The 21334-nt window shown below is 53.2% G+C and carries 15 protein-coding genes, 2 tRNA genes and 2 pseudogenes; 11 read left to right on the top strand and 8 right to left on the bottom strand.

Annotated features, from left to right (window positions below):
• Positions 1-33: 33 nt before the first annotated feature.
• Positions 34-509: pseudogene (locus HYG82_RS41270) on the top strand (response regulator).
• Positions 510-1066: 557 nt separating this feature from the next.
• Positions 1067-2083 (top strand): tyrosine-type recombinase/integrase, encoded by a 1017-nt coding sequence (locus tag HYG82_RS41275; protein ID WP_179264091.1) that lies wholly within the window; start codon positions 1067-1069, stop codon positions 2081-2083.
• A 45-nt stretch (positions 2084-2128) separates the two neighbouring features.
• Here the strand turns inward: HYG82_RS41275 and HYG82_RS41280 are convergent, their stop codons facing one another.
• Entirely contained in the window at positions 2129-2707 is a 579-nt protein-coding gene (locus HYG82_RS41280; protein WP_179264093.1) for a CBS domain-containing protein, read from the bottom strand.
• A gap of 666 nt (positions 2708-3373) precedes the next feature.
• Between HYG82_RS41280 and HYG82_RS41285 the strand changes: the two genes are divergently transcribed.
• The 3 genes from HYG82_RS41285 (at position 3374) to HYG82_RS41295 (ending at position 10397) form a co-directional block, all read left to right on the top strand.
• Positions 3374-4342 carry a phage NrS-1 polymerase family protein gene (locus HYG82_RS41285; RefSeq protein ID WP_179264095.1) on the top strand — a complete coding sequence of 323 codons (969 nt, stop codon included), beginning with the start codon at positions 3374-3376 and terminating at the stop codon, positions 4340-4342.
• Positions 4343-4852: 510 nt separating this feature from the next.
• Positions 4853-6214 (top strand): RNA-binding domain-containing protein, encoded by a 1362-nt coding sequence (locus tag HYG82_RS41290; protein WP_179264097.1) that lies wholly within the window; start codon positions 4853-4855, stop codon positions 6212-6214.
• Between the two features lie 331 nt (positions 6215-6545).
• On the top strand, positions 6546-10397 hold the full coding sequence (locus tag HYG82_RS41295) for an Eco57I restriction-modification methylase domain-containing protein (RefSeq protein ID WP_343233081.1): 3852 nt from the start codon (positions 6546-6548) through the stop codon (positions 10395-10397).
• Positions 10398-10427: 30 nt separating this feature from the next.
• On the opposite strand, the gene HYG82_RS41300 is transcribed toward HYG82_RS41295, so the two are convergent.
• Both HYG82_RS41300 and HYG82_RS41305 read right to left on the bottom strand, forming a co-directional pair.
• Positions 10428-11588, bottom strand: a complete 1161-nt coding sequence (locus tag HYG82_RS41300) for a hypothetical protein (protein ID WP_218834194.1) — start codon at positions 11586-11588, stop codon at positions 10428-10430.
• Between the two features lie 430 nt (positions 11589-12018).
• Positions 12019-12090, bottom strand: a tRNA-Ala gene (locus HYG82_RS41305).
• A gap of 420 nt (positions 12091-12510) precedes the next feature.
• Between HYG82_RS41305 and HYG82_RS41310 the strand changes: the two genes are divergently transcribed.
• From HYG82_RS41310 to HYG82_RS41320, 3 genes are all read left to right on the top strand, one after another.
• Positions 12511-12714: a hypothetical protein gene (locus tag HYG82_RS41310; protein WP_179259080.1), complete on the top strand. Its 204-nt coding sequence runs from the start codon at positions 12511-12513 to the stop codon at positions 12712-12714.
• Between the two features lie 107 nt (positions 12715-12821).
• Complete coding sequence (locus HYG82_RS41315; RefSeq protein ID WP_179264101.1) at positions 12822-13547, top strand: class I SAM-dependent methyltransferase; 726 nt, start codon at positions 12822-12824, stop codon at positions 13545-13547.
• A gap of 113 nt (positions 13548-13660) precedes the next feature.
• A tRNA-Gly gene (locus HYG82_RS41320) sits at positions 13661-13731 on the top strand.
• 223 nt (positions 13732-13954) lie between these two features.
• On the opposite strand, the gene HYG82_RS41325 is transcribed toward HYG82_RS41320, so the two are convergent.
• Positions 13955-15346, bottom strand: coding sequence for a cytochrome P450 (locus HYG82_RS41325; protein WP_179264103.1), 1392 nt, complete (start codon positions 15344-15346; stop codon positions 13955-13957).
• Positions 15347-15604: 258 nt separating this feature from the next.
• Between HYG82_RS41325 and HYG82_RS41330 the strand changes: the two are divergent.
• Positions 15605-15760: pseudogene (locus HYG82_RS41330) on the top strand (IS5/IS1182 family transposase); the annotation flags it as partial.
• A 192-nt stretch (positions 15761-15952) separates the two neighbouring features.
• Entirely contained in the window at positions 15953-16303 is a 351-nt protein-coding gene (locus HYG82_RS41335; RefSeq protein ID WP_179264105.1) for a nuclear transport factor 2 family protein, read from the top strand.
• A 163-nt stretch (positions 16304-16466) separates the two neighbouring features.
• Here HYG82_RS41335 and HYG82_RS41340 read toward each other — a convergent pair whose 3' ends face one another.
• Complete coding sequence (locus tag HYG82_RS41340) at positions 16467-17732, bottom strand: sensor histidine kinase (protein ID WP_235217769.1); 1266 nt, start codon at positions 17730-17732, stop codon at positions 16467-16469.
• A gap of 243 nt (positions 17733-17975) precedes the next feature.
• Here HYG82_RS41340 and HYG82_RS41345 point away from each other — a divergent pair, with 243 nt between their 5' ends.
• Positions 17976-18140 carry a twin-arginine translocation signal domain-containing protein gene (locus HYG82_RS41345; RefSeq protein WP_179264109.1) on the top strand — a complete coding sequence of 55 codons (165 nt, stop codon included), beginning with the start codon at positions 17976-17978 and terminating at the stop codon, positions 18138-18140.
• Between the two features lie 324 nt (positions 18141-18464).
• Here HYG82_RS41345 and HYG82_RS41350 read toward each other — a convergent pair whose 3' ends face one another.
• From HYG82_RS41350 to HYG82_RS41360, 3 genes are read right to left on the bottom strand one after another with little or no spacing between them, the layout of a single operon-like run.
• Positions 18465-19199: an ABC transporter permease gene (locus HYG82_RS41350; RefSeq protein ID WP_179264111.1), complete on the bottom strand. Its 735-nt coding sequence runs from the start codon at positions 19197-19199 to the stop codon at positions 18465-18467.
• Positions 19199-19942 carry a hypothetical protein gene (locus HYG82_RS41355; protein ID WP_179264113.1) on the bottom strand — a complete coding sequence of 248 codons (744 nt, stop codon included), beginning with the start codon at positions 19940-19942 and terminating at the stop codon, positions 19199-19201. The genes HYG82_RS41350 and HYG82_RS41355 overlap by 1 nt, the downstream gene beginning before the upstream one ends.
• Entirely contained in the window at positions 19943-20758 is an 816-nt protein-coding gene (locus tag HYG82_RS41360) for an ABC transporter ATP-binding protein (protein WP_179264115.1), read from the bottom strand. It lies immediately after the preceding gene.
• Positions 20759-21334: the final 576 nt, after the last annotated feature.

The following is a 21334-nucleotide window of genomic DNA, read 5'->3' on the forward strand; positions in this document are numbered from 1 at the left end:
TGGATTTTTCTCCTTGCGTTTTCTGGCGTATGTATGGCTTCGGCAAACGAGGTGAGCGATGATGATATTGGGGAGGCGATCGACATCTTACTGGTCGAGCCGAATTCTGGCGATACTCGCCTTGTTACCGAGAATGTCCGAGATGCTAAGCTCATGAATACGATCTATGCCGTCTCTGACGGTGACGAAGCACTCGATTTCGTCTATCAACGGAATGGCTATGAAGATGCTTCTCGGCCTGATCTCATCTTACTCGAGCCACAGTCCCCTGGAAAGAGTGGTATGGAGTTTCTCTCCGAACTAAACGACGAACCAGCGCTGAAAGATGTCTTGGTCATCGTCCTCACGAGTTCAGAGCCAGGAGAAGACATTGTGAAATCGCACGACATTGAAGCGAATGAGTACGTTTGAAGCCGGTTGAGACTGAAGATTTCATTGAGTTCGTACTGGAGGTTGAGGATTTCTGGTTTGCAATCGTTAAAAGTGAGAACGGAAGTCCTTCTGACTAATTGGGGCGACCCAGTAACCGTACAGGGAAAATCCTGACTCTCACCCGGAAATTTCGCTGACCGGGTTATCAAATACGCGCTCGAGTGCTCGGCCGAATGTTCTAACCCATCGTGGATCATTTCATAGACCGTTCTGGTTCTCTGCCGCTCTATGGGTGAAACCACTCAGTTTCACCGCCCGTCGTGGAGATCGGGGATGAGGCTCTTGGTGGTTCGTTCCATCGGTCGTTAGCCCAGTGTCGCTGATACTGTCCCGACTCTATGTCTCTGATCAGTCTCCCTGATCCACTCATTCTCTGCCACTTTGGTTACTTCTAAATTCATCTATTGTCGAAAACTGGGTAAGGACAAAGGGGAATGAGGGGACAGTGGAAGGCTACAAGGGACTTCTGAAGCCCTTAAACTCGGACAGAATTTCCACTAATCAACAAGTAGTTATATAAGAAAGTCACGCTGTACGTATATTGTTCACAGCGCGGTCGCTGATGGACTCGCCGGGATTGTGAACGCCGGGGGCCAAACCCGAGTGTGCTGCGCAGTGAGCGGGCTGATCAGGCATGACGGAAAACATCAGTCCCGCCGACGCAGTCGAACAGTACATCCAATCACGACACGACGCACTTGCGTCTACTCAGGACAACCACCGGTATCGGCTCGACCACTTCCTCGTGTGGGCGGACGAGCACGGCGTGTCTCAGATGAGCGAACTCGACGGCTTCGATCTGGAGCGGTACAAGAACTGGCGAATGAGCGAGGAGTCACCATCAGACTGCAACCTCGTTACGCTGGAACAACACCTGCACACGCTTCGGGTGTTCATCCGATGGTGCGAATCTGCCGACATCGTGACGGAAGGGCTCTCCGACAAGGTGCTGATTCCCAACGTCTCATCATCCGAAAAAAGCCGAGACAAGGCGATCTCTCACGAACGTGCCCAAGACATCATCGACTACCTCTCGACGTATCATTTTGCTTCGACCATGCACCTGTCCTTCCACGTCTCATACCACGCAGGGTGTAGAAGGTCGGGGCTCCACAGTCTTGATGTTCAAGACTGGCACTCGGACGAGCGATTCCTGTCGTTCCGGAATCGTCCCGAGGAGGGAACGCGACTGAAACTCGGTGACGAAGGAGAACGGAACGTCACTGTCTCAGACGACACGCTGGCCCGAGCGTTGGATGCGTACGTCGAGGAACGTCGTCCCGATGTAACCGATGAACACGGACGGGAGCCGTTGTTAGCATCGAATCAGGGGCGTCACCACTACCAGACGATCAACAAGCACGTCTACAAGGTGACGAGGCCGTGTATCGTCGGTGCAGAGTGTCCACACGACCGGGAACCTGAGGAGTGCGAAGCAACTCAGTATTCAGGATACTCGAAGTGTCCGTCTTCGGTGTCGAGTCACCCCATCAGACGGTCCGCGATCACTCATCACCTGTCCGAAGATGTGCCGAAGGAGATCGTTTCGGAGCGGATGTCCGTAAGCACCGACGTCCTCGATCTGCACTACGACGCTCGGACGAAGGAGGAGAAGCGACAGAACCGAGCCAAGTATCTGGACGAGGTATAGCCCCGGCGTTCATTTTCGATTAACAACGAGAGAACACGCGGTTCTTCACACTTCCCGATCCTCCTTGAGTGTGAAGTTCACCAAATCGTATGGGGTGACGATACCGAGGAACTCCCCCTCGTCCTCCACCAGCATTGCCCTGTATTCACCGTTCAGGTGCTCCTGAATCGTCTCGACGTCGAGATAGGGTGGAACAGTAGTGAACCCTTCGCGGTGTACTAACGGTCGGATAGGCGAGTCGCTGTCCTCTCCGGCCAATCTCTCAGTAGTGATCCAACCGATGTGGTCACCTTCTTCCCTCACTGGGAACTGGGTGTATGCCATTTCCATCGCCCGTTTACCTACTTCCCCGACTGTCTCATCCGGGTATACCCATTCGATTTCAGGCACCATGACTTCCTCAGCGGTCACTGTGTCTTCGGCTTCTTGTTTGAGTACCTTCCACATCCGATAGATTTTCTCGTAACTCGCCTCGCGCTCGCCGTTTAGACTCCGACTGACGTGCGAGGGATCTATGCTTGTCTTTTCTGCCAGTTGCTTCTGAGTGAGTCCCTGTTCATCGAGCAGGCTACGCAGTTGATCGATCACTCGTTCGTACTCGTGAAGTATGATGCTTCCCGGCATGATTGACTCTAAGGCAATTTCTTGCTGAAATCATTTACCTTCCGGCAATCTGTAGTCCAAAACGGTGATCATGAGTACGCAAAACCACACTTCGGCAGACGAAGGACCGTTCACAGACGAATGGCGACAGGCGTTCAGTACGACGGAAGATCATGCCTCACGGAAACGGCAGGGCAGGCTCGAAACAGACAAAGGAGAATGGGACTTCGTGCCCGCTTTTCCTGCTATGAGTCCGGCAAGAACTACGTTTCATGTCGTTGACCTCGATGACATAGATGAGGAGGATGAGAGACGCTGGAACCGTCTGTGGTGTCTACAACACAACCGTGGGCACACGTGGGACGAGAATGCGAAGACGACTGTTCGGACTGAGGCGACATACCGCCGTTGCGCGACGATACTACAGCAGTGTGAGGTTCCAGGCCGCAGTGAGAACGTAGCCACCTCTCGTGTGATCAGCGAGGATCTGACTGGCTTCAGTCGGCACTATGCTGGTGCTGATGGGGCATGTATCGGCTTCGCCCTGCTCGAACTGTATGAAACTCCAGATGAGGCGCGAGACTCGCTCTTCGCAGAACGAGCATCCGATGTGATACCCGGTCTGGACTCCGACGGTGTAGATGGGTTGGTTGACTACGTGTTCCGGAAGTACGGGGGTACTTCGTGATGTCAGAAACGACCGACCCGCAGGGACAACACAGTTGGTGGTGTTCGATCCCCGAGCCCCTTCGCACCCGGTCGCAGTGGGTCGTGACTCGGGACAAGAAGCCGATAAAGCCGGAAACCGGATGGAACGACTCTGGCAATCAGTTCTCGTTCCAACATGCACGACGTCTCGCAGAGGAGTATGGTGGTGAACCTGCCTACACACTGCATGCCGATGACCCATACGTCGTGATCGACTTGGACGACGTCGGACCGGACGAACCGACGAAGGTATCCGAAGAAGTCGGTGAAATCGTACAACCCCTCGGTACTTACACCGAGGCAAGCCGGTCAGGGACAGGGCTACATCTGGTCTGTGAAGGAACACAGTTGCCCGACCGATCTGTGAAGGGGAACCTATCTGATCGAGGCACTATCGAGGTGTACGATGTGGGCCAGTATGTCATACTGACAGGCAATCAGATCGGGCCCTACGACACGGTCAGAGACGGTCATCGAGCCAGAGATGACGTCGATGACGTGCTGAGTGATCTCCAGCGGGAGTACCTACCGACACGGTCAGGTTCAGTCAAGACAGTGACGGAGCAGTCACAGTTCGATTTAACGTCGGTTTCGCGTGACTCTGTCAGTGTCCGAGTCGAAGATGTCCGTCGGACTCTGGAGGAGTATGCGAAGGACAACCATCCGGATGCACAACGCACACTGGATCGGTGGGACTCACTTGCTGGCTCCGACTGCGGATTCCCCTCGGCATCGGAGGCAGACATCGCACTGGTAGCAGATCTCGCATTCTGGTGTCGGGAAGATGCGCAGTTGATCGACGACTGTTTCCGCGCTTCGAACCGGATGCGAGAGAAGTGGGATGAGGCCCACTACGCCGACGGACGGACGTACGGGGACGGAACCATCCAGACAGCAGTCCGGACGAACTACGATACGTTCTCGTGCCACTACGTCCAGCACCGATGACTTGGGTATACTCACCGCCGAGGGTCGAAGTGGTCGAGTACAGCATCTACTCGAACGGCGATCCGGAGTCTGCAACGGTGAAAACGAAGACGGTGGAGACGGAACAAGCGAAACTGGCCGACTTCATCGATGGCGATACCGAGTCAGAGGTGTACATCCCACCCTGCTTAAAAAAGCCGTCAGATTCGGAGTCCGAGTAGTAGGAAAACGCCGTATCAGGCCCTCTACTGTCCGAACCACGATGTGTATACTTGATAACTGGAAGGCCCCGTGGGGGACCCACCGGAACGCCTCAATCCGGCCCGAACCGAAGGCGGGTGTGTGGCGGAACAGGTCGGTTCGGTCCGAGTCCAACTACTTGAAGAACAATAAGAACGGATTCATTTCAACCCCACCCGTGTTGTCTCGCTGAATGGTCGGTCCTGATGTCTCGCTTTTTCATCAGTCACTCCGGGGTGTAATGCATCTTAAACATCAGCTATTTCTGCATGTGATTCAGTATCAGAGTCCATGAGCAGCGAAAGCGGGTCTGAGTGGCCTTCTGAATTAGTGAATAAACTCCACTCAGATGTTGATGATGACGAAATAATTCAGTTCATCGAGGACGTCGTACCTGATGATGAGGCACATATTTTCGACAATAAGAGAGAAGCGTATGTGTCCGCCTCAGACGATGATAAGACGGAAAAACGGCGGGCAGGATTGGCGAAGAGTTTCGCCGGTCTCGCAAACGTTCATCACCGGTCCGCCCACAGATTCATGTTTGTGGGTTTTGATGACGCTGCACAATTCCAAGGAATCCAATATTTAGGGGCAGAAGGAGGTGATCACGTCTACGACGTTGATGATCAGGAAATACAGAACATACTTAGAGACCACCTTGAGCCCCCGCCCTCAGTCGAAAAACACCGTCTTGAGGCCGATGATGATCGAGGGTTGGTTTTCGTAATAGAACGTGCTACTTCACCACCGATAGTGATCACAGAGACGGTGAATGCCGAAGGAGACCGGATTACGACTCAAGGGATTGCCCCAACCAGACGGAGTTCGGAAACTACGCATATGCGTCATTCCGACTTTCGTGATATCGTTGAACACCGTGAAGAGGTACTCACGGATGTTCTGGAACATTGGGTGGACGATTTGGGGAGAGTGGTGGGAGCACCAGCAGAGGATATCGAAGAACACGAGTTTTCGATAACATCCGACCCGAACGCTCCCGCAGTCCGGAACGTAGTGGTTCCTCAAGAAGCAAGGGATTTGAATGAAGATCTGAGTGCCAAAGCGATTAGTTGGTTAACTGACGACGATCTTCCCGGATCAGTAGAAGTCATGTATAAATTCTACAATAGGAGAGACCTGATTGACGGAACAGAGGATGAATACTATCAAAATCAGATGGACTTTCTGTTCAATGCATCTCTGGCTCACTATTTGCCGGGTGCTGAATGGTTATCGACGTTCGATGGTGATTGGGATGATCTATTCTCACAAGTGATTAATACCGATTATAATCACTGGTCGATTCTGATGTTAGAGAAGATTCTCTTTGTCTTAGGATGGAATGAAATGCTTCAGGATATTGCTGACAATGAGGGCTTCAACTACCGCGATAGCGAGGCCGAAACCTACGCCGATATGTGCGAATTGCCGACCTTGGAACGGATAGAGGAGTGCATAGGAACGCGGATCTATTTCGATGGTGACTCATATTCCGTGTCTGACTTGTACTCAGATGAGGAGGCGCTGGAAGACTTGTTTGATGAAGTTGCAGAACACTGCCATACGAACGAGCCCGAGAAAGGTGCGCTGAGAAGCATCGAACTCATTCGATTGTCGAAAGTAGGTAGCGACCGTCTTTATAGTGGCTAAGTGTTCTTCATAATCAGCCTGATCCGTGTATCCCCGAGGCTGGTTAGAATTGGCAGAAGTGAACAAATTAGAGGTTAGAGGCCCAGAATCCGGCGTATTATCTTTCCATGGGATTGCTTGCGAGATACACTTCTGAGACGAATTCATCGGAGACTCGCTGCTTCACGGTCTAATTTCGTAACCAGAGAGAGAGAGGGTTTTGCTGTTCAAACAACCACGAATTTTCTCGCAACACCCGTCTTGTGCTTCCGAGTTGGTGGAGTCTGCTGTATAAAAAACGGTCACTTTGATTAGGCCATGACAAGAAGGACTGGCTATCTCACGAATGTCTATGGAAGGGACCCAAACCGAATTCGACTTTTCTGAGTTCGAGACAGAAGTTACGGAAGCCGACGAAAACCGGATCATCGAGACAATTGCGGACAGCATCGGGCGACTACGAGATCAAATTGATGACGACTTTCTCCACGGGATGTTTCAGCATGAGTCTGGCCGGTATATTTTAAAATCACAACATACAACGGATCAACTTGATCCGGAACCTCTGACGAAGAGCCGAGTGATCGAACCACTCCTCGATACGCTCGGATACAATGACTATGGATATGAAGCCGGAAGTTTTGCTGAAGAAAGGGGTGAACAAGCCGACTACGCAGTTTCTCTTCGAGACATCGTTACCGTAGATTCAACCCGATTATTGATTGAAGCAGAGCCAGTCAACAAACCTCTACAAGACCGCGGTCACGGGCTTGATCAAGTCGAGAGTTGGCTGAGTCAGCGAGAGTTCGAGTCTGATTTCGGATTTGCGACTGATGGTGTTAGGTGGATATTCGTCCGGTACGATCCCGATTCATACACTCACAACATCATCGGTGAAGTAGATCTTCGTCCTGTTTTCCTCACTCTTTTCGAGAACGCTACCGCGGTCAACCCGGACGCACCCACATCTGTTGTACCCGAGGATCAGCGAGAACTCATTTCGACTCTACTCCGCACCTTCAACTACGAGAACTTCGTTTCGATTATTGGCGATGCGTCAACAGTTCTCAGTGAGAAGAAGGAAGCAATCACACAGGAGTTCTACGACGACTATATCCAGATTGTATTCGGGGTTTCAGAAGAAGACGAGGAGCGACGTGCTCGAAGCCTTATAGGGGAAGGCGGTATCGAATCGCCGGAAGAAGCAAATGGGGATGACGTCCGACTGTTCGCCGTCGAGTTGATGAACCGGTTGATTTTCGTCAAGTTCCTCGAAGACAAGCGCATTGTGCGACCAGACTTGCTCGACACGTTGGTAGAAACCTACGAGCAAGGTATCTATCCCCAGTCGTTCTACAAAACCTTCCTTGACCCCCTGTTCTATGACGTCTTCAATGAGAAGCCCGAACGTGACCCGCAAATCAAAGACATCGATGTATTCTCCGATATTCCTTACCTCAACGGTGGACTATTCCGGCCAGAACTGAATGGTTCCTCTACAATAAACGAGCGAGACTTTGACGTGAGTGATAGCGTTCTCGAATCAATTATTGACTTACTCGAACGGTATCGCTTTTCCGCTGATGGTGGTCCAACTGACATCGATCCAAGTGTACTGGGAAGTGTCTTCGAGAAAACAATAAACTATTTGACAACTGAATCGGGGGACCAGAACAAGGAACTCGGAGCATATTACACTCCGAGTGAAATCACGCGGTTCTGTGCCGAGGAAACTGTTCGGCCTGCCCTTTTAGAACGGTTCAAAACCGTGCTCGCTGAGGAGAGAGACTGGCCCGAAGCCGAACTTCAGCAGTACGATACTCTCTATGGATTGATTGACGGAGTACCGGGTTCAGGAGATCTTATAACTTCGCTACTTTCCGAAATTGACGAGTTCTACATTATTGACCCGAGTATGGGGAGCGGGCACTTCCTGACGTCTGTGGTGGAGGAGATCGTGACTGTCCGGCAGTCACTCTACGCACGGCAAGAGCAGGAGGACTATCCGAGCCGTCATCGGCTCAAGAAGACGACTATTCAGAACAATATCTACGGCGTGGACATCATGGAACCGGCGGTTGAGATCGGAAAACTTCGGCTCTGGCTGTCAATAATTTCAGAACTCCATGAGGATGATGTAGAAAATCTGGATATGGAAGATATTGCTCTGCCAAATATTGGTTTTAACATTCAGAAAGGGAATAGTCTAATTGGTTATGTAGATTTTCCTGAACAGACCACTGATGGAGATCAAACCTTTGAGAATTGGAATAAAAATAGTGTCAGGGACCGTTATGAAGAGATCATTGAACAAATTAATCTCTACGAGGAAAGCGTTGCCTTCCCAGAAAAAGCCGAACAACACCGTCAGAAAGCAAAACAGCTGAAAAAGAAGCACAGAGAGACGCTGAACCGCGATTTTCTTGATATATTTCAGGAGGCCGTTGAAGACGCAACGGAGGAAGATCTTGCCGGTCAAGATCCTTTCCACTGGATGCTTGAATTCCCAGAGGTGTACGCACGGGGTGGATTTGATGTTATAGTTGGGAATCCGCCTTGGGATATGCTTCAACCGCGTCGAGACGAATTTTTCTGCCGATATGAACCCGAGTTCCGGTCATTCACTCCCGATAAAAAAGACGAGGTCCAAGAGAAGTTATTAGAAAATCATAATCTCCGGGAAAAGTGGGAAGAGTACAAACAAAACTTCCAGATGAGGTCCTCATTTTTTACTGATGGGACCGACTACTCGCTGCAATGGGGTGAGATAGGTGGAAGGACCCGGACTGGCCGTAACGACCTATCCATGTTGTTCTTGGAGCGTGTATTCGAGCTGGCAGACACGGAGGGATACGTAACGCAAGTACTTCCCGGAAAGATATTCAGTAATGGTTCCTGTAAGAATTTGCGACTTCATCTTCTTAACGAAACCTCACTAAAATCGGTTGTTGGCTTCGAAAACAAGGGTATATTTGCAGGCATCCATGCTCAGCAAATGTTCGGAATACTCACTTTCAAGAATTCCGGAAGTACAGAGAATTTTTCGGCTATATTCCATCAACGAGACACTGGTATCCTACGAGAATTTGAGGAACATGGATTTGATATGTCTCGTGACATTATGGAAAAGTATTCGCCGGAAGGCATTACCTTTCCTTCTGTCCGGTCAGCGACAGAGGTCAGAGCCTTAGACGATATACTTGAACATCCGCCAATTTCACAAGAAAATTGTGACAAATGGTATGCTGATGGACATATAGAAATATATACGAGAGATTCGGACTATTTCTCTGAAGAAAAAGAAAAGGCCGATTATCCGGTCATCGGTGGGAGCAATATGTATCAATTCTCTCATGATAATAGGTTTTTTGAGGATCTTGAAGAGCCGAAGTACTGGAGTGTGGAAGAAGATGCAAATCCGAGCAAGAGTGCAAAACGGCGAGTCAGAGAGAAGAATACATCACATCTAAAAAATGCCATTTATTCAGAATTTGGCGGAGAGAATACAAATAAGAGCAAGAAGGCGTTTGTGAACGATTTGTTAAAAAAGAAACGGGGAGAAGCACTACAAGCAGAGGATGTGAAACTTGACTGCACCGAATATCGTATCGTATTCCGGAATGTTACAAAATCTACAAATGAACGTACATTTGTTGCCTCAGTCATTCCTCCGGGGATTATCTGTTATCACGCTCTGACGACCATCCGTCCCTATCAAATCAACCCGTCTAAAGAGGACCTAACCCGATCTCCACTGCATGACGTCTATGAGCGTATCTTCACCGATGAAGAGTTGTTTGCCGTACTTGGCCTGTTGAATAGTATCCCGTATGACTTTCTTATGAGAACGAAAGTAGAAACGAATATTTCAAGGTATAAATTTGAGGAATCTACTGTCCCCCGACTGTCTGAAGGAGACGAGTGGTTCGAATACATTTGGAAGCGGGCTGCCCGTCTTAATTGCTATGGCGAGGAGTTCGAGACAATGCGGGACCGCCTCGGTGGAATTGAACCAGCGACTAACTCAGACAAACGGGGAGAGATTCAGTCAGAACTTGATGCTGTGTCCTTCCATGCATATGGGCTGACTCGAGAGAAGACTGAGTTCATTTTGAGTGATTTTCATCGTGTACGGACCCCTCGTCAGATGACTGATGATTACTTTGATATGGTTTTGGAAAAGTACGATGAACTCAATGATTAGACACTGTTAGGTGTTATTCTGCCAATATTCTTATAGAATATCATCAGTCGTTTCTGCTTGCTTGAATCGACCCAACTCGGTGTAGCGTAGTGAGTAGGGCACCCGGCTTTCGTAGTCTATCGGATTTTCTAACTCGTATAAGGTCCCTGGCTCAAACACCACTACCTGCTTGTTTTCATCGAACTCTGCTTGATCACCTACATAGGACTCCAGCGTGCGAGCGAGAGTGGCTTCCGTGGAAGGAACGATCTCTTTCACGCGGGCCACGTACCGCACCTGCTGAACATCATCAGAGATGTACATCGCCACGTACTCCGGTTGCTGGTCGATATGAACGAACCCCCAAGCATTGTTCTCTTTCAGGAACTCGACGCCGGACGTCTGTGATGGAAACACCGCTACCGTCGTATCATCTTCACCTTCGAGTTCGTCCCGAGATATGGGTCCTTGTACAGCGTTTCCACCGGTCTGTGGACCGTCCCATTCCGTTGTGGTTGTACCTCCTCCACCTGTGGGACCGCCATCTCCACCGCTGTCGTCCTCACGGAACTCGATGACGTCTTGAATTAACCCAACCAGTTGCCCAACGTCAACTGCGTTGATGGGCAGCAGGACATCGACTACCTGATCATGCCGTAGCCCCGAGTCCTCCTGAATTGCGAGTAGGTCCAGAAGTCGCTGTGCGGTTATGACTCGCATCCGATCCCGGTATTGAGAACCGAAAACAGTCTGTGCGACTGTCTCGACGTCTCCCTCACCAATTACGTATAGTCCGTAGACTTGCGACCGATCAACGTCTTCCTCCCTCGTGAGTTCGACCATGTAATCGCCAGCCTGTCCAGGATCGATTGAATAGGCCGTCGTCTTCTTCGTCTCCACGACGAGGTGGGTGTCGTCTTCAGTCGCCGTCGAGATCCAGTGGCCGTCGTATCCGATAGTATTGTTTCGGCCCTGATAGACGCCATATTCCACCTCAAACCCGAGACGTCGTCCGATGTTGTTGACAAGATCCTGCAAGGCACGATTATGGTACTGATCGGTACCTTCCATTGCTTCAAGCAGGTAAGCCTCAATCTCCTCGGTCGTTGTCTGTTCGTCCCCGATTATTTCCCGGAACTGCTCACTCGCACGAGAATCGTCGTTCCAATCGCCTGCGAGGCTGACAATCCGATCCAGTGTAAGTTCGACCATTTGAGCACCGATTCTCAGGACACTCATATATGTCTGGTTCCGCGATCTTTCCCTCAACTGTGTTTTCTGGCGTGTATTCCGGGCACACTCAGAGTCTTTGCGTCTAACCACGGCAGGGGCGCGGACGACTCGGAGGTTGTGAGAGATAGCTGTCGCCCGCACAACGAGAAACGCTTGTTCGTTGTCAGTGTATTTTCGAGGTGCGCATGGCAGTGTGTTCCCTACTGATTGGCTGCCACGAAAATGCTGTTATCGGGCAGTACAAGGACTGATACGCCGGGAAAAGGTTTTAGTGGCTACCATTCACATTTAGACTTGTCCGCTCACACTCGCAGTCCGCTTCGGGCCCACTCACACTGGACGGACGACAAGGGCGATATAGAACAAATCGGCTTGCCGTCTGTCGATTCCTACCCGAGTGGGAAAATCATGGACTCGCCGGGATTTGAACCCGGGGCCTCTCCCATGCCAAGGGAGTGATCTACCTCTGATCTACGAGCCCTCGAGCGCAACCGTCAATTCCCGTCGGGAATAGATAAACCCCTCGAATTCCCTCAGACCCCGTCACGGTCCCTCATTCTCGGTGGTCGAAGGAATCGATCCTGAGCCACCACGCCTGTTTCCCGGGCCTTCCGTTCGCCGACAAACGCGTTCATACAAGCCGAGTTCCAATAGTTATAAGGTATCCTACGGACACGATCTGAATGGAAGTTACGCTTCCGAATACGGGGGCGTACGTGAAATGCCCCGGGTGTTGGTGCACCCGAAGCGTGGCTTCCAAGCCTACCACGGCTTTGCAAGCCATGTTCCACTTGCTTCTACCGAGACATAAACGTCTCGCACGACGGAAGTATCGGTATACGAAACAGAAGCGCCGCCGCGATCACCGGTGGAAACCCCGCTCAGCGGACGGAGGCTCGAGATGACCGACGACGATCCGGATTCGAGCACCGCCGACTCCACGGAGAGCGTTCTCGAGGGTGTCACACTAACGCCGCCGATGAGCCTGACGCTGTGTCCGAGCTGTGGCGAGCCGGTCGGGTCGGTCACCTCCCGAGGGCCGCTGGATCACACTGCGGGGCCCTGTGGCTGTAGTCTCACGCCCGGGGAAGTCAGGCGGCTCTGAGGCATCGCTGCAGAATCGACGGCTGCTCGCCTCCGACACACAGCCAGCGACCACGCGGTCGGCGAGGGTGCGAATTCTTTTTGCGCATTCCCCGATGACTCCCGACGATGGCCGAGGACCAGGGTCGGGACCGGAATCGGACTCGAGATTCGAGCCAAAACAGTACCGACGAGCACGCGAGCCGCGCCGACGTTCGCGACACCTACGATCGGATCGCGAGCCATTTCGCGTCCACGCGGGAGTACGCCTGGCCCGAAGTCGAGTCCTTCGTGGAAACGCAGACGGCCGACTCCGAACACGCGAAACCCGACGGCGTCGGCCTCGATCTCGGCTGTGGCAACTGTCGCCACGCCGAACTCCTCGCCCCCAAACTCGAGTCGGTCGTCGGCCTGGACGTCAGCCGCGGGTTGCTCGAGACGGGCCGAACCCGAGCGACGGAGCGGGGGTTCGACGTCAATCTGGTTCAGGGAGACGCTGCGGCGCTCCCGCTCGCGACCGATTCGGTCGACCTCGCAGTCTACGTCGCGACGCTACACCACCTGCCGACGCGACGAACTCGTCGAGACTCTCTCGACGAACTTGCGCGAGTGCTCGCCCCCGACGGTCGGGCCCTGGTGAGCGCGTGGTCGACCGCCCACGATCGGTTCGACGAAACCGAGGGCTTCGATACGACGGTCGAGTGGACCCTCCCCGGCGGTGAGCCGGTCGACCGATTCTATCACATCTACGCGCCCGAAGAGTTCGAAGCCGACCTCGCCGACAGCGCGCTCGACCTCCGTGAGTGGGAACTCTCGAGCGGGAACTGCTACGCGACTGTAGCGGGGTCCCCGTGAGGAGGGACGCGAGAGGCCGGGCTCGAGTCGGGGTGGGCCAATCGCTAGCAGGGACTGCAGGAGACAACGCGAAACGGAAGCGCCTTAAACGTGGAACGAAAATCCGGAGATGCGCGCGGATGGTCTAGTGGTAGGACCTGAGCCTTCCAAGCTCATGGCCCGGGTTCAAATCCCGGTCCGCGCATTCCTGCGGCGAACAACTTCGTGAGCCACAGGAATCGGTACGAGGGATTTGAAGCACGCGAGTCGCAGCGACCGAACGGAGTGAGGACGACTGTCTCGCAGTCGGGGTCAAGTCCCGGTCCACACGGCTCCGTTCTACGCATCTGTACCGCCGGTTCGAGCGAATACCATCTCAGTGAGGGCGCCAGCGACCTGCGATACCAGTAGTTGCTAATACGATTTCTTTATTCAGCCTGTGGCGTGATTTTTCTCCGGTCCCTGTGTTTCACGCGCATCTTGATTGGGTCAAGTGGCCGGGTGGTGATGCTTACTGAGAGGTCAATGTCTGTATCGGAAATGAGTTCAAGATGGTAGCGCTGGGCGAGCGTTGCAAGGATAAGCTTGCCTTCGACAATGGCGAACTGCTGGCCGATACAGCGGCGCGGGCCGCCACCGAACGGGAAGTACGCGAACTGCGGACGGGTATCTTCGCCAGCAAATCGCTCTGGGCGGAACTCCTGTGGAGACTCCCAGAGATCCCCATCGCGGTGGACCGTCCACTGGCACGCGACAACCGTGGCCCCCGCCGGGAGTGAGTATCCGCCCAGTTCGATCTGCTCGGTTGTGTCCCGAGGAATTTGTGGGACTGGAGGGTAGAGTCTCATTGCCTCGCGGAGTATCTGCTCGGTGTAGGTCAGGTCGGACAAGTCCTCGAACGTCGGGGGTTTGCCGTTCAAGACCTCGTTGAGTTCCGTGACCAGCTTCTGCTCTACGTCGGGATGCTGGGCCAGCAAAAACCATGTGAACGTGAGTGCGGTCGCCGTCGTCTCGTGCCCAGCAAGCAGGAACGTCATCAACTCGTCCCTGACTAATTTCTCAGACATCGATTCGCCGTCTTCGTCCCTGGCCGCCAGCAACAGTGAGAGGAGGTCATCGTGGTCGTCAGTCCCACTTCGGCGGGCTTCGATAAACTCCGCAACGATGTCTTCCATCTCGTCGATTCCCTGCTTGTAGCGACGCCACATCGGAATCGGAACCCACTTTGGAACCATCCGAGCAATCGGCTGTTTCGCCGGCTGACCGGGCTCCTGGAGCTTGTTCACTGTCTCGCGGATGCCTCGCTCTGCATAATTGATATCTGAACCGAAAATGGACTTGATGAGGATCCGTAAGGTCAGTGCTTTCATCTCGTCTTCGATGTTCACAGTCGGCGTATCACTCCACGCATCGGCTGCTGCGAGGGTTTCTTCTGCCATCGTATCGGCATAGTCGGCGATTCGGTTCATGTAGAACGCTGGTTGAATTCGTTGGCGCTGGCGCTCCCAGAGGTCGCCCTCGCTGAGGACCAGCCCCTGCCCGAGCAGATCGCTGAGGTCTTCCTGGCTCAAAGTAGACTTCCGGAACCGATCGGTGTCAGTGAGCACCTCCGCAACCAGTTCGGGCGCGTTCGCGAGATACATGTCGCCCATACCGAGGATTTTGAGTTGGACAAGGTCACCGTGTTCGGCAGCAGCCTCGTACAGTCCGCCCTGCTCTCTGATGAGTTGGTGAGTATTGCCGATCAACGGGAGCCCATCGTGGGTCGGCGGCTCGATCTCATGCATGGGAACGGATTCTGTGAGATTATTTCCGGCCATATACGATTCTATCTGTTGCTCTGATGTAATTATCCGGGATGTTTTACCAGCCATAATACCTGCTTAAAATTCATCCGACAACGGGAAAGAGAAATCGTACGAACCGGGGAAGTGACCCGATGAAAAATCACGCCGCAAACTGAATAAAGACATTGTAGTTGCAACAACTGATAAGCAGTTACGCAAAATGGGGCGAGATACGGATCGTGGCTTCCAGGTTTCCTCACGGAGACTGCACATTTATCCCAAGATGCTGTCATCTGTCGGCCAGTACCGGCGGTTGAGAAGGGTGACAGCGGCTACGCTGACTGGGCAGTTGGTTCGATTCACTGCCTCCGAGAGAACCTGAGCCAGCCATACCGCCGGTTGCTCGACATTCTGCACGAGATGACCAGAATCGCTGCTAAACTCGGGCCAGGGCGCATATTCAGCACACTCTGGCGTGCAGCCAGAGAACATAGGATTGGATAGTGCGGGCTCTACACGGCGAATAAAATATCGGGGGTATCCTGGATGGAATGTATACGTCTCGTTACAACCGTCTGCAGAAAACGATTATATGACTGGTCGCTGTACTTCTCTTCCCCTCAGGGGGAAGAGTCGATCATGAGTGACCCCGAAACTGTACTTGACCATCACCTGGACGCGTTCGCCAACCAAGAGTTAGCGGAGGTCATGACCGACTACGTCGAAGATTCGGTCATCGTCACGAATCTCGGTGTGTTCCGCGGACGCGACGAGATCGAGGGGTTATTTGCGGACTTTTTCGAGGAATTCTCTCAGGATGGTGCGACCATTGAGGTGGACGACACCATCGTCGAGGACGACTTTGCCTATCTCCTGTGGCACGCTGACACGCCGGACAACGTATACGAATTCTGCACCGACACGTTCTACATCCCCGAGGAGACGATCGACGTCCAGACGTTCGCTGGGTATGTCGAACCGAAAGACTGAGAGGAGTAGAGACGGGTGATCTCAGTCCATATTTTGTAATTTATATACTGGTGCTGACCAGAGCATCTGTATCTCGCACGGTATTTCTATCATAATATCGGTAGTTCGTTGAGCCGCTGCAAGATACAGGGCGCATAGCTAAAACAACGGTACTTCTAAGGAATCAATCATTAGCCGGGAGCTCTTCAGTCTCCATGGTTCGACGGGTATCGGTACCATTACGTGCCTCTCCTGACTCTCCCGAAGACTTTCGCAATTCAACGATGACCCGTGTCCCCGTCGGGTCGTTATCCTCGATCCAGATGTCACCTCCACTCAGCGTTACAACTGTTTCCGCTAGATACAGACCCAGGCCCTCTCCGAGACTGTCTTGACCGTGTTCTCCTCGCCTGAAATATGCGGTTTTGCGGTCATCGGGAATGCCTGGTCCATTATCAGCTACAGTCACGCGGACGGTCGAGTCGGTCTCGTCGACATCGAGTCGTACTTTGGCTATCTCTGAATCGTTATGTCTGACGGCGTTCTCGAGGAGGTTTTCGAAGACCAGACCTGCGAGCGGTGTCCCTCGAACGGTAATACCAGCCGGGATTGAGGCCTCGTATTCGGCCGTGGGAAAGGAATGCCTGGCAGATTGAAGCGTCTCTTCGAGTGTCGCTGAGAGTTCGATATTTTGTTCAGATATTTCGCCAGAAAGAGTGTGTACGACAGAGCGGATATCCTCGACGTAGTCGGCCATTTGTTTCCCTCTCATTTCAATGGTGTCGAGCGAGCGCTCGCTATCATTTTCGTCCTCCAAACGGAGGTTTTCGACCTCTACGAGGATGACATTCAGACCGTTGAGCACGTGATGTCGAAGAATTCGATTGAGGAAGAGGAGACTTTGTTCGTGCTGTTTCGAAAGTTCGGCCCTCGTTTCGGCTCGTTCCGCTTGCCGCGCAACCTGACGGACACGGATCTGCTGCCACCCGAACAGCAAACCTGCTAACGCACCCCCATTTGCGGCAAGCAGATAGGTGAAGGTACTATCGGAGAGTGAAGCCAACTCTATCGATACCCCAGGCGAGAGACTGGAATCGAGTAGGTATAACCCATACAGTGTGAGCGCAGTAGCCATTCCCAGTCCTCCTCCGACAGCGGTTCTCCAGAAATCCTTCTCTCGGACGAAGTCCGAACGCCGCCAATAAAGAAACGCCAGCATTGCCGATGGAAATCCAATTAAGATGACAATTTCGAATATAGACTGGCTGAAATCACCTAAGTGAGTATGCCGAGAGAGGTGTAAAAGTCCGATTCCAAAGTGGAGGAGAATCCCGCCATAAAGAATATACTGTCCTCGTATCCAGTCAGAAGACACGATTTTGCCCGTTATATCTCTCATATCTGATAGCCTTTGAATCGTGATATTGTCATATGGTAATCTGAAAATCACTACAAATTTTAAAACCGCCGATATGAGTGAAGGTTATATTGGTTGAGGGGAATCCCAATACGGTGGGTCATTTCGGTGAATCCTCCCTCAGTAGTCAGCAGTCCGTTTCTGACAGCAGTTCGTAGTTCATCGTCTCTCCGTGAGGTACAAAGCGCGAATGTCGCACAAGTTGAAGGGCCGATCAAATCACGCCGAACGGTTTCTCACCCCAAGCTTCTTGGTAGCAATTCACAAAGTTACTGTATGGAACGGAGACGCTTCCTCGCGGCGTCTGCAACCATCACCGCCGTTGTTTTTGCTGGGTGTGGCAGTCCTAACGACGATGATGATGACGGTGGCGGCGACGGATACAGCCTCGATGAACCGACGGAGATCACACCTCCGGACAACGACGTGATCGCGAGGTGACAGCCATCGCGACGGGTTTGCAACCAGACCTCGATGAGGAGAACTCCGACACCGATAGTATCTGACCGACACTGATCTTTCTTCTTATATGTTCAAACTCGTAGAACGAACTGGAACGGTCGGCTGAATCCATCCTCTCTATTCAGCATCGCCAAACCGTCTTAGTTTTGAATAGTTTCTCTGGGAACCGCACACATCGCTGACTCTACTGACACAGCAAAAGTCCGAGTCATCAAGAACGCGGGTGTTGTACGAGGTCTGGAGGGACTCACAGATGGAGAAGAGGCAAGACGGAAGCCAAATCAGTTCGTTTGACGATAGGTTTCAGTCAGTCATCGTCGCCCAGTAGAAGACGACGACACCGACGGACAGGAGCACTAAGACGTACCCGCCTGCGGCGAGAAGATCGTTGAGGACGCCTCCGGATGTGAACGCGGCATCCATGAGTGCGTTCGTCGCAAAGTGGCCAGGGAGGACCGTCGTCCAGGTCGGTGACTCTGTTGCGAGTGGGTTCTGGAACATGAGGATGTCGACCATCGGTGCAAAGAGCATGACGTAAACTCCCGGAAGACGGTCGAGGACGATTCCAATGATGACGCCCAAGATACCGTAGGTCATCCCCACGAGGACTGCTGCTCCAGCGAACGCAGCCACGTTTTCAGGAGTTAATACGACGAGTGCAACGGTCAGTGACGCACCGGACACAATGACGCTTCCAGCAGTCAGCAGTCCGACCCGGGCGGTGACCAGTTCCCGGGCGCGATAGCCTGCAAGTCGTAAGCGACTATCGGCCATTTTCGAGGTCTGCATGAGGAACAGTCCGACAATCCCGGAGAGAACGGCCACGGTCACTGGCGTCATGAACGCTGCTGCGAACGCCGACATCTCGGCAGTCACCGTTGCTCCATCGACCGTGAGAGGGATGGTCGAATCAGGAACGAGCCAGACGAACACGCCGATCATGTACACGGGGAGAAATGCCAGCAGTGCAATCAAGATCGGTGTTCGGGCGAATTCGCGCACACTCATCTCGATCGCGGTCATAGTACGTCGCTCCATCAGGTGTCGCCCCCGTTGATAGTGTAGGCGTACGCCGCAACGCTCAACAGCCCGAACGTAACGATGAACGCGATTGCTGGCAGCACATGGGCTGTTCCGAGGCCCTCCTCAACGACGGCGTGAGAGACAAGCTCGTGCGGGTGAGAGAGCGGTGCGAACTGAGTGATACTCTCATCGATGTTGAACAGGCCACTCGCGAATACGTTGTCCATGTCCGCGACAATCACGAGGAGAAGTGATCCCTCGAGTTCTCGCGGGAGAATTGTCCCGACAAGCATTCCCAAGAGCCCGTAGATGATGCCTGCAAGTGCGAGGCTGCTGAACACGATAAGAGGGGCGCCAATGGTGTCGGAAAGCAACCAGGCGAGCGTGGCTGTTGAGATTGCGCTGATGGCAAGGCTGACGACGAGGAGGGTCGCGAATCGCGAGACGACCAGCTCGCTCGGATGAAATCCAGCAATGACGAGCCGGCGGTCAGCGTTCCGTGCACTGATCATTTGGAAGAGGCCGAGGACGCCTGCGAGCGCTCCCGTCGCGAAGACGGCGCCTGTGATCCGCCCGGTCGTCGTAAGCGACTCCGAGGTGGCGAACATGCCGATGTCCGGAAATTGACTGAGGCTTACGCCGTAAATTTGGATGGACAATGCGGGCAGTAGCAACAACAGCGCGACGTTGAGCGGTTCCCGGAAGAACGATAGCGTGCTGGCACGGATGCCCGCGGGGACTCGTCGATTCGCACTCATCTACGTTCCCTCCGTGTTTACGGCGCACTGGCCGGCACCGGCCGCTTCGTCCCGGTCGAGGAACGCTGCCGTGCGTTCACAGGAGATACCATCAGCCGTCGGTGCCGGGTTCACAGCTACGTCTTCACCGACCTCCTGTCGGTGAAGGTGGCCATCGTGGAGTTCGTAAATGACGTCGAACCGGTCGCGTTCGTTGATGATGTGTGAAATGATTGCGACCCCGACGCCGCGCTCACGCAGTTCTTCAGTGAGATCCCAGAATGCGAGGAACGTCTCCCAGTCGAACCCGGTGTACGGCTCGTCTAGCAGAAGGAGATCGGGCTGGTGCATAAGTGCGACTGAGAGATTCATCTTCTGACGGTTCCCACCGCTTAGGTTGCGTATTTGCCGGTCGTGGAACTTCTCGAAGTCGAGCACGTCGGTCAGCCAGCCGCGTGCATCTTCAATCTCGGTGTCGGCCATCCCGTAGGCGCGCCCGAAAAGCTCGAAGGTTTCGTCGACGGTCAGTCGGTCGTAGAGACGTGGTTCTTGTGGGCACCAGCCAACGGTTCCGCCGCGGGTAACATCGCCAGCGTCGTGCTCGAGGACCCCCGCGAGGATTTGCATGAGCGTCGACTTGCCACTCCCGTTTTCGCCCATGATGCCGACGATCTCTCCACACTTCACCTCGAGAGTTGCGTTGTCTAGGACGTCGACGGAGTTTGTGAACGGGATCCGTGAGTCGTAGGTCTTTGCGACACCAGTTGCGCTTACTGCAATATCAGTGTCTTGCTGTTGGGCCTGACGTAGAGACGCATCGGCAGCCAATGTTGCCATCGTGTCTAGGAATACGAACACATGTTTCATTGCTATTTTGCTTAACTTCCTCTGCATATCCCTGCCCCAGAATTTGGATACCGAGGTATGAAGACGGTTCAATTTGGGACTCGAAGTGGGTTGATCATGCTGCCTGAGCTCGTGAGGGTAGTCGACGCTGTACTCCCGGCGACGCGATCCGTTTACAGCCCACCCTGGTACTTCGTGAGAGCCCAGCGTCATGAGGACGTCGTACAACGCTCGATGGGGCAGTATCTTCCTCTGCTGTAGATCGAAACACCTGCACAGGTAGCAATTCCACCGAACTGATGATGCACCCACTTCGGCCTGAATAAAACGTGGCCCACATGCTGCACTCACCCTTTGAATCCAGTACACAGGTTCTAACAACTGTTTGGGAGGGCAGTAGCGACCGTGCTGAATAGAAGGCGCGAATGTAACACAGGTTTGGCCCCACTCCGAATGTCGTCCAAACGCTCAGTGCAGGTGACACACACCGCTCGAGAAAGAGAATTCGGACAGCCCGTCCGGGCGTATGGTAGGCAGTGACACTATTTTAGGGAGAGAGACGTAGTA

The sequence above is a fragment of the Natrinema halophilum genome (assembly GCF_013402815.2).
Lineage (GTDB): Archaea > Halobacteriota > Halobacteria > Halobacteriales > Natrialbaceae > Natrinema > Natrinema halophilum.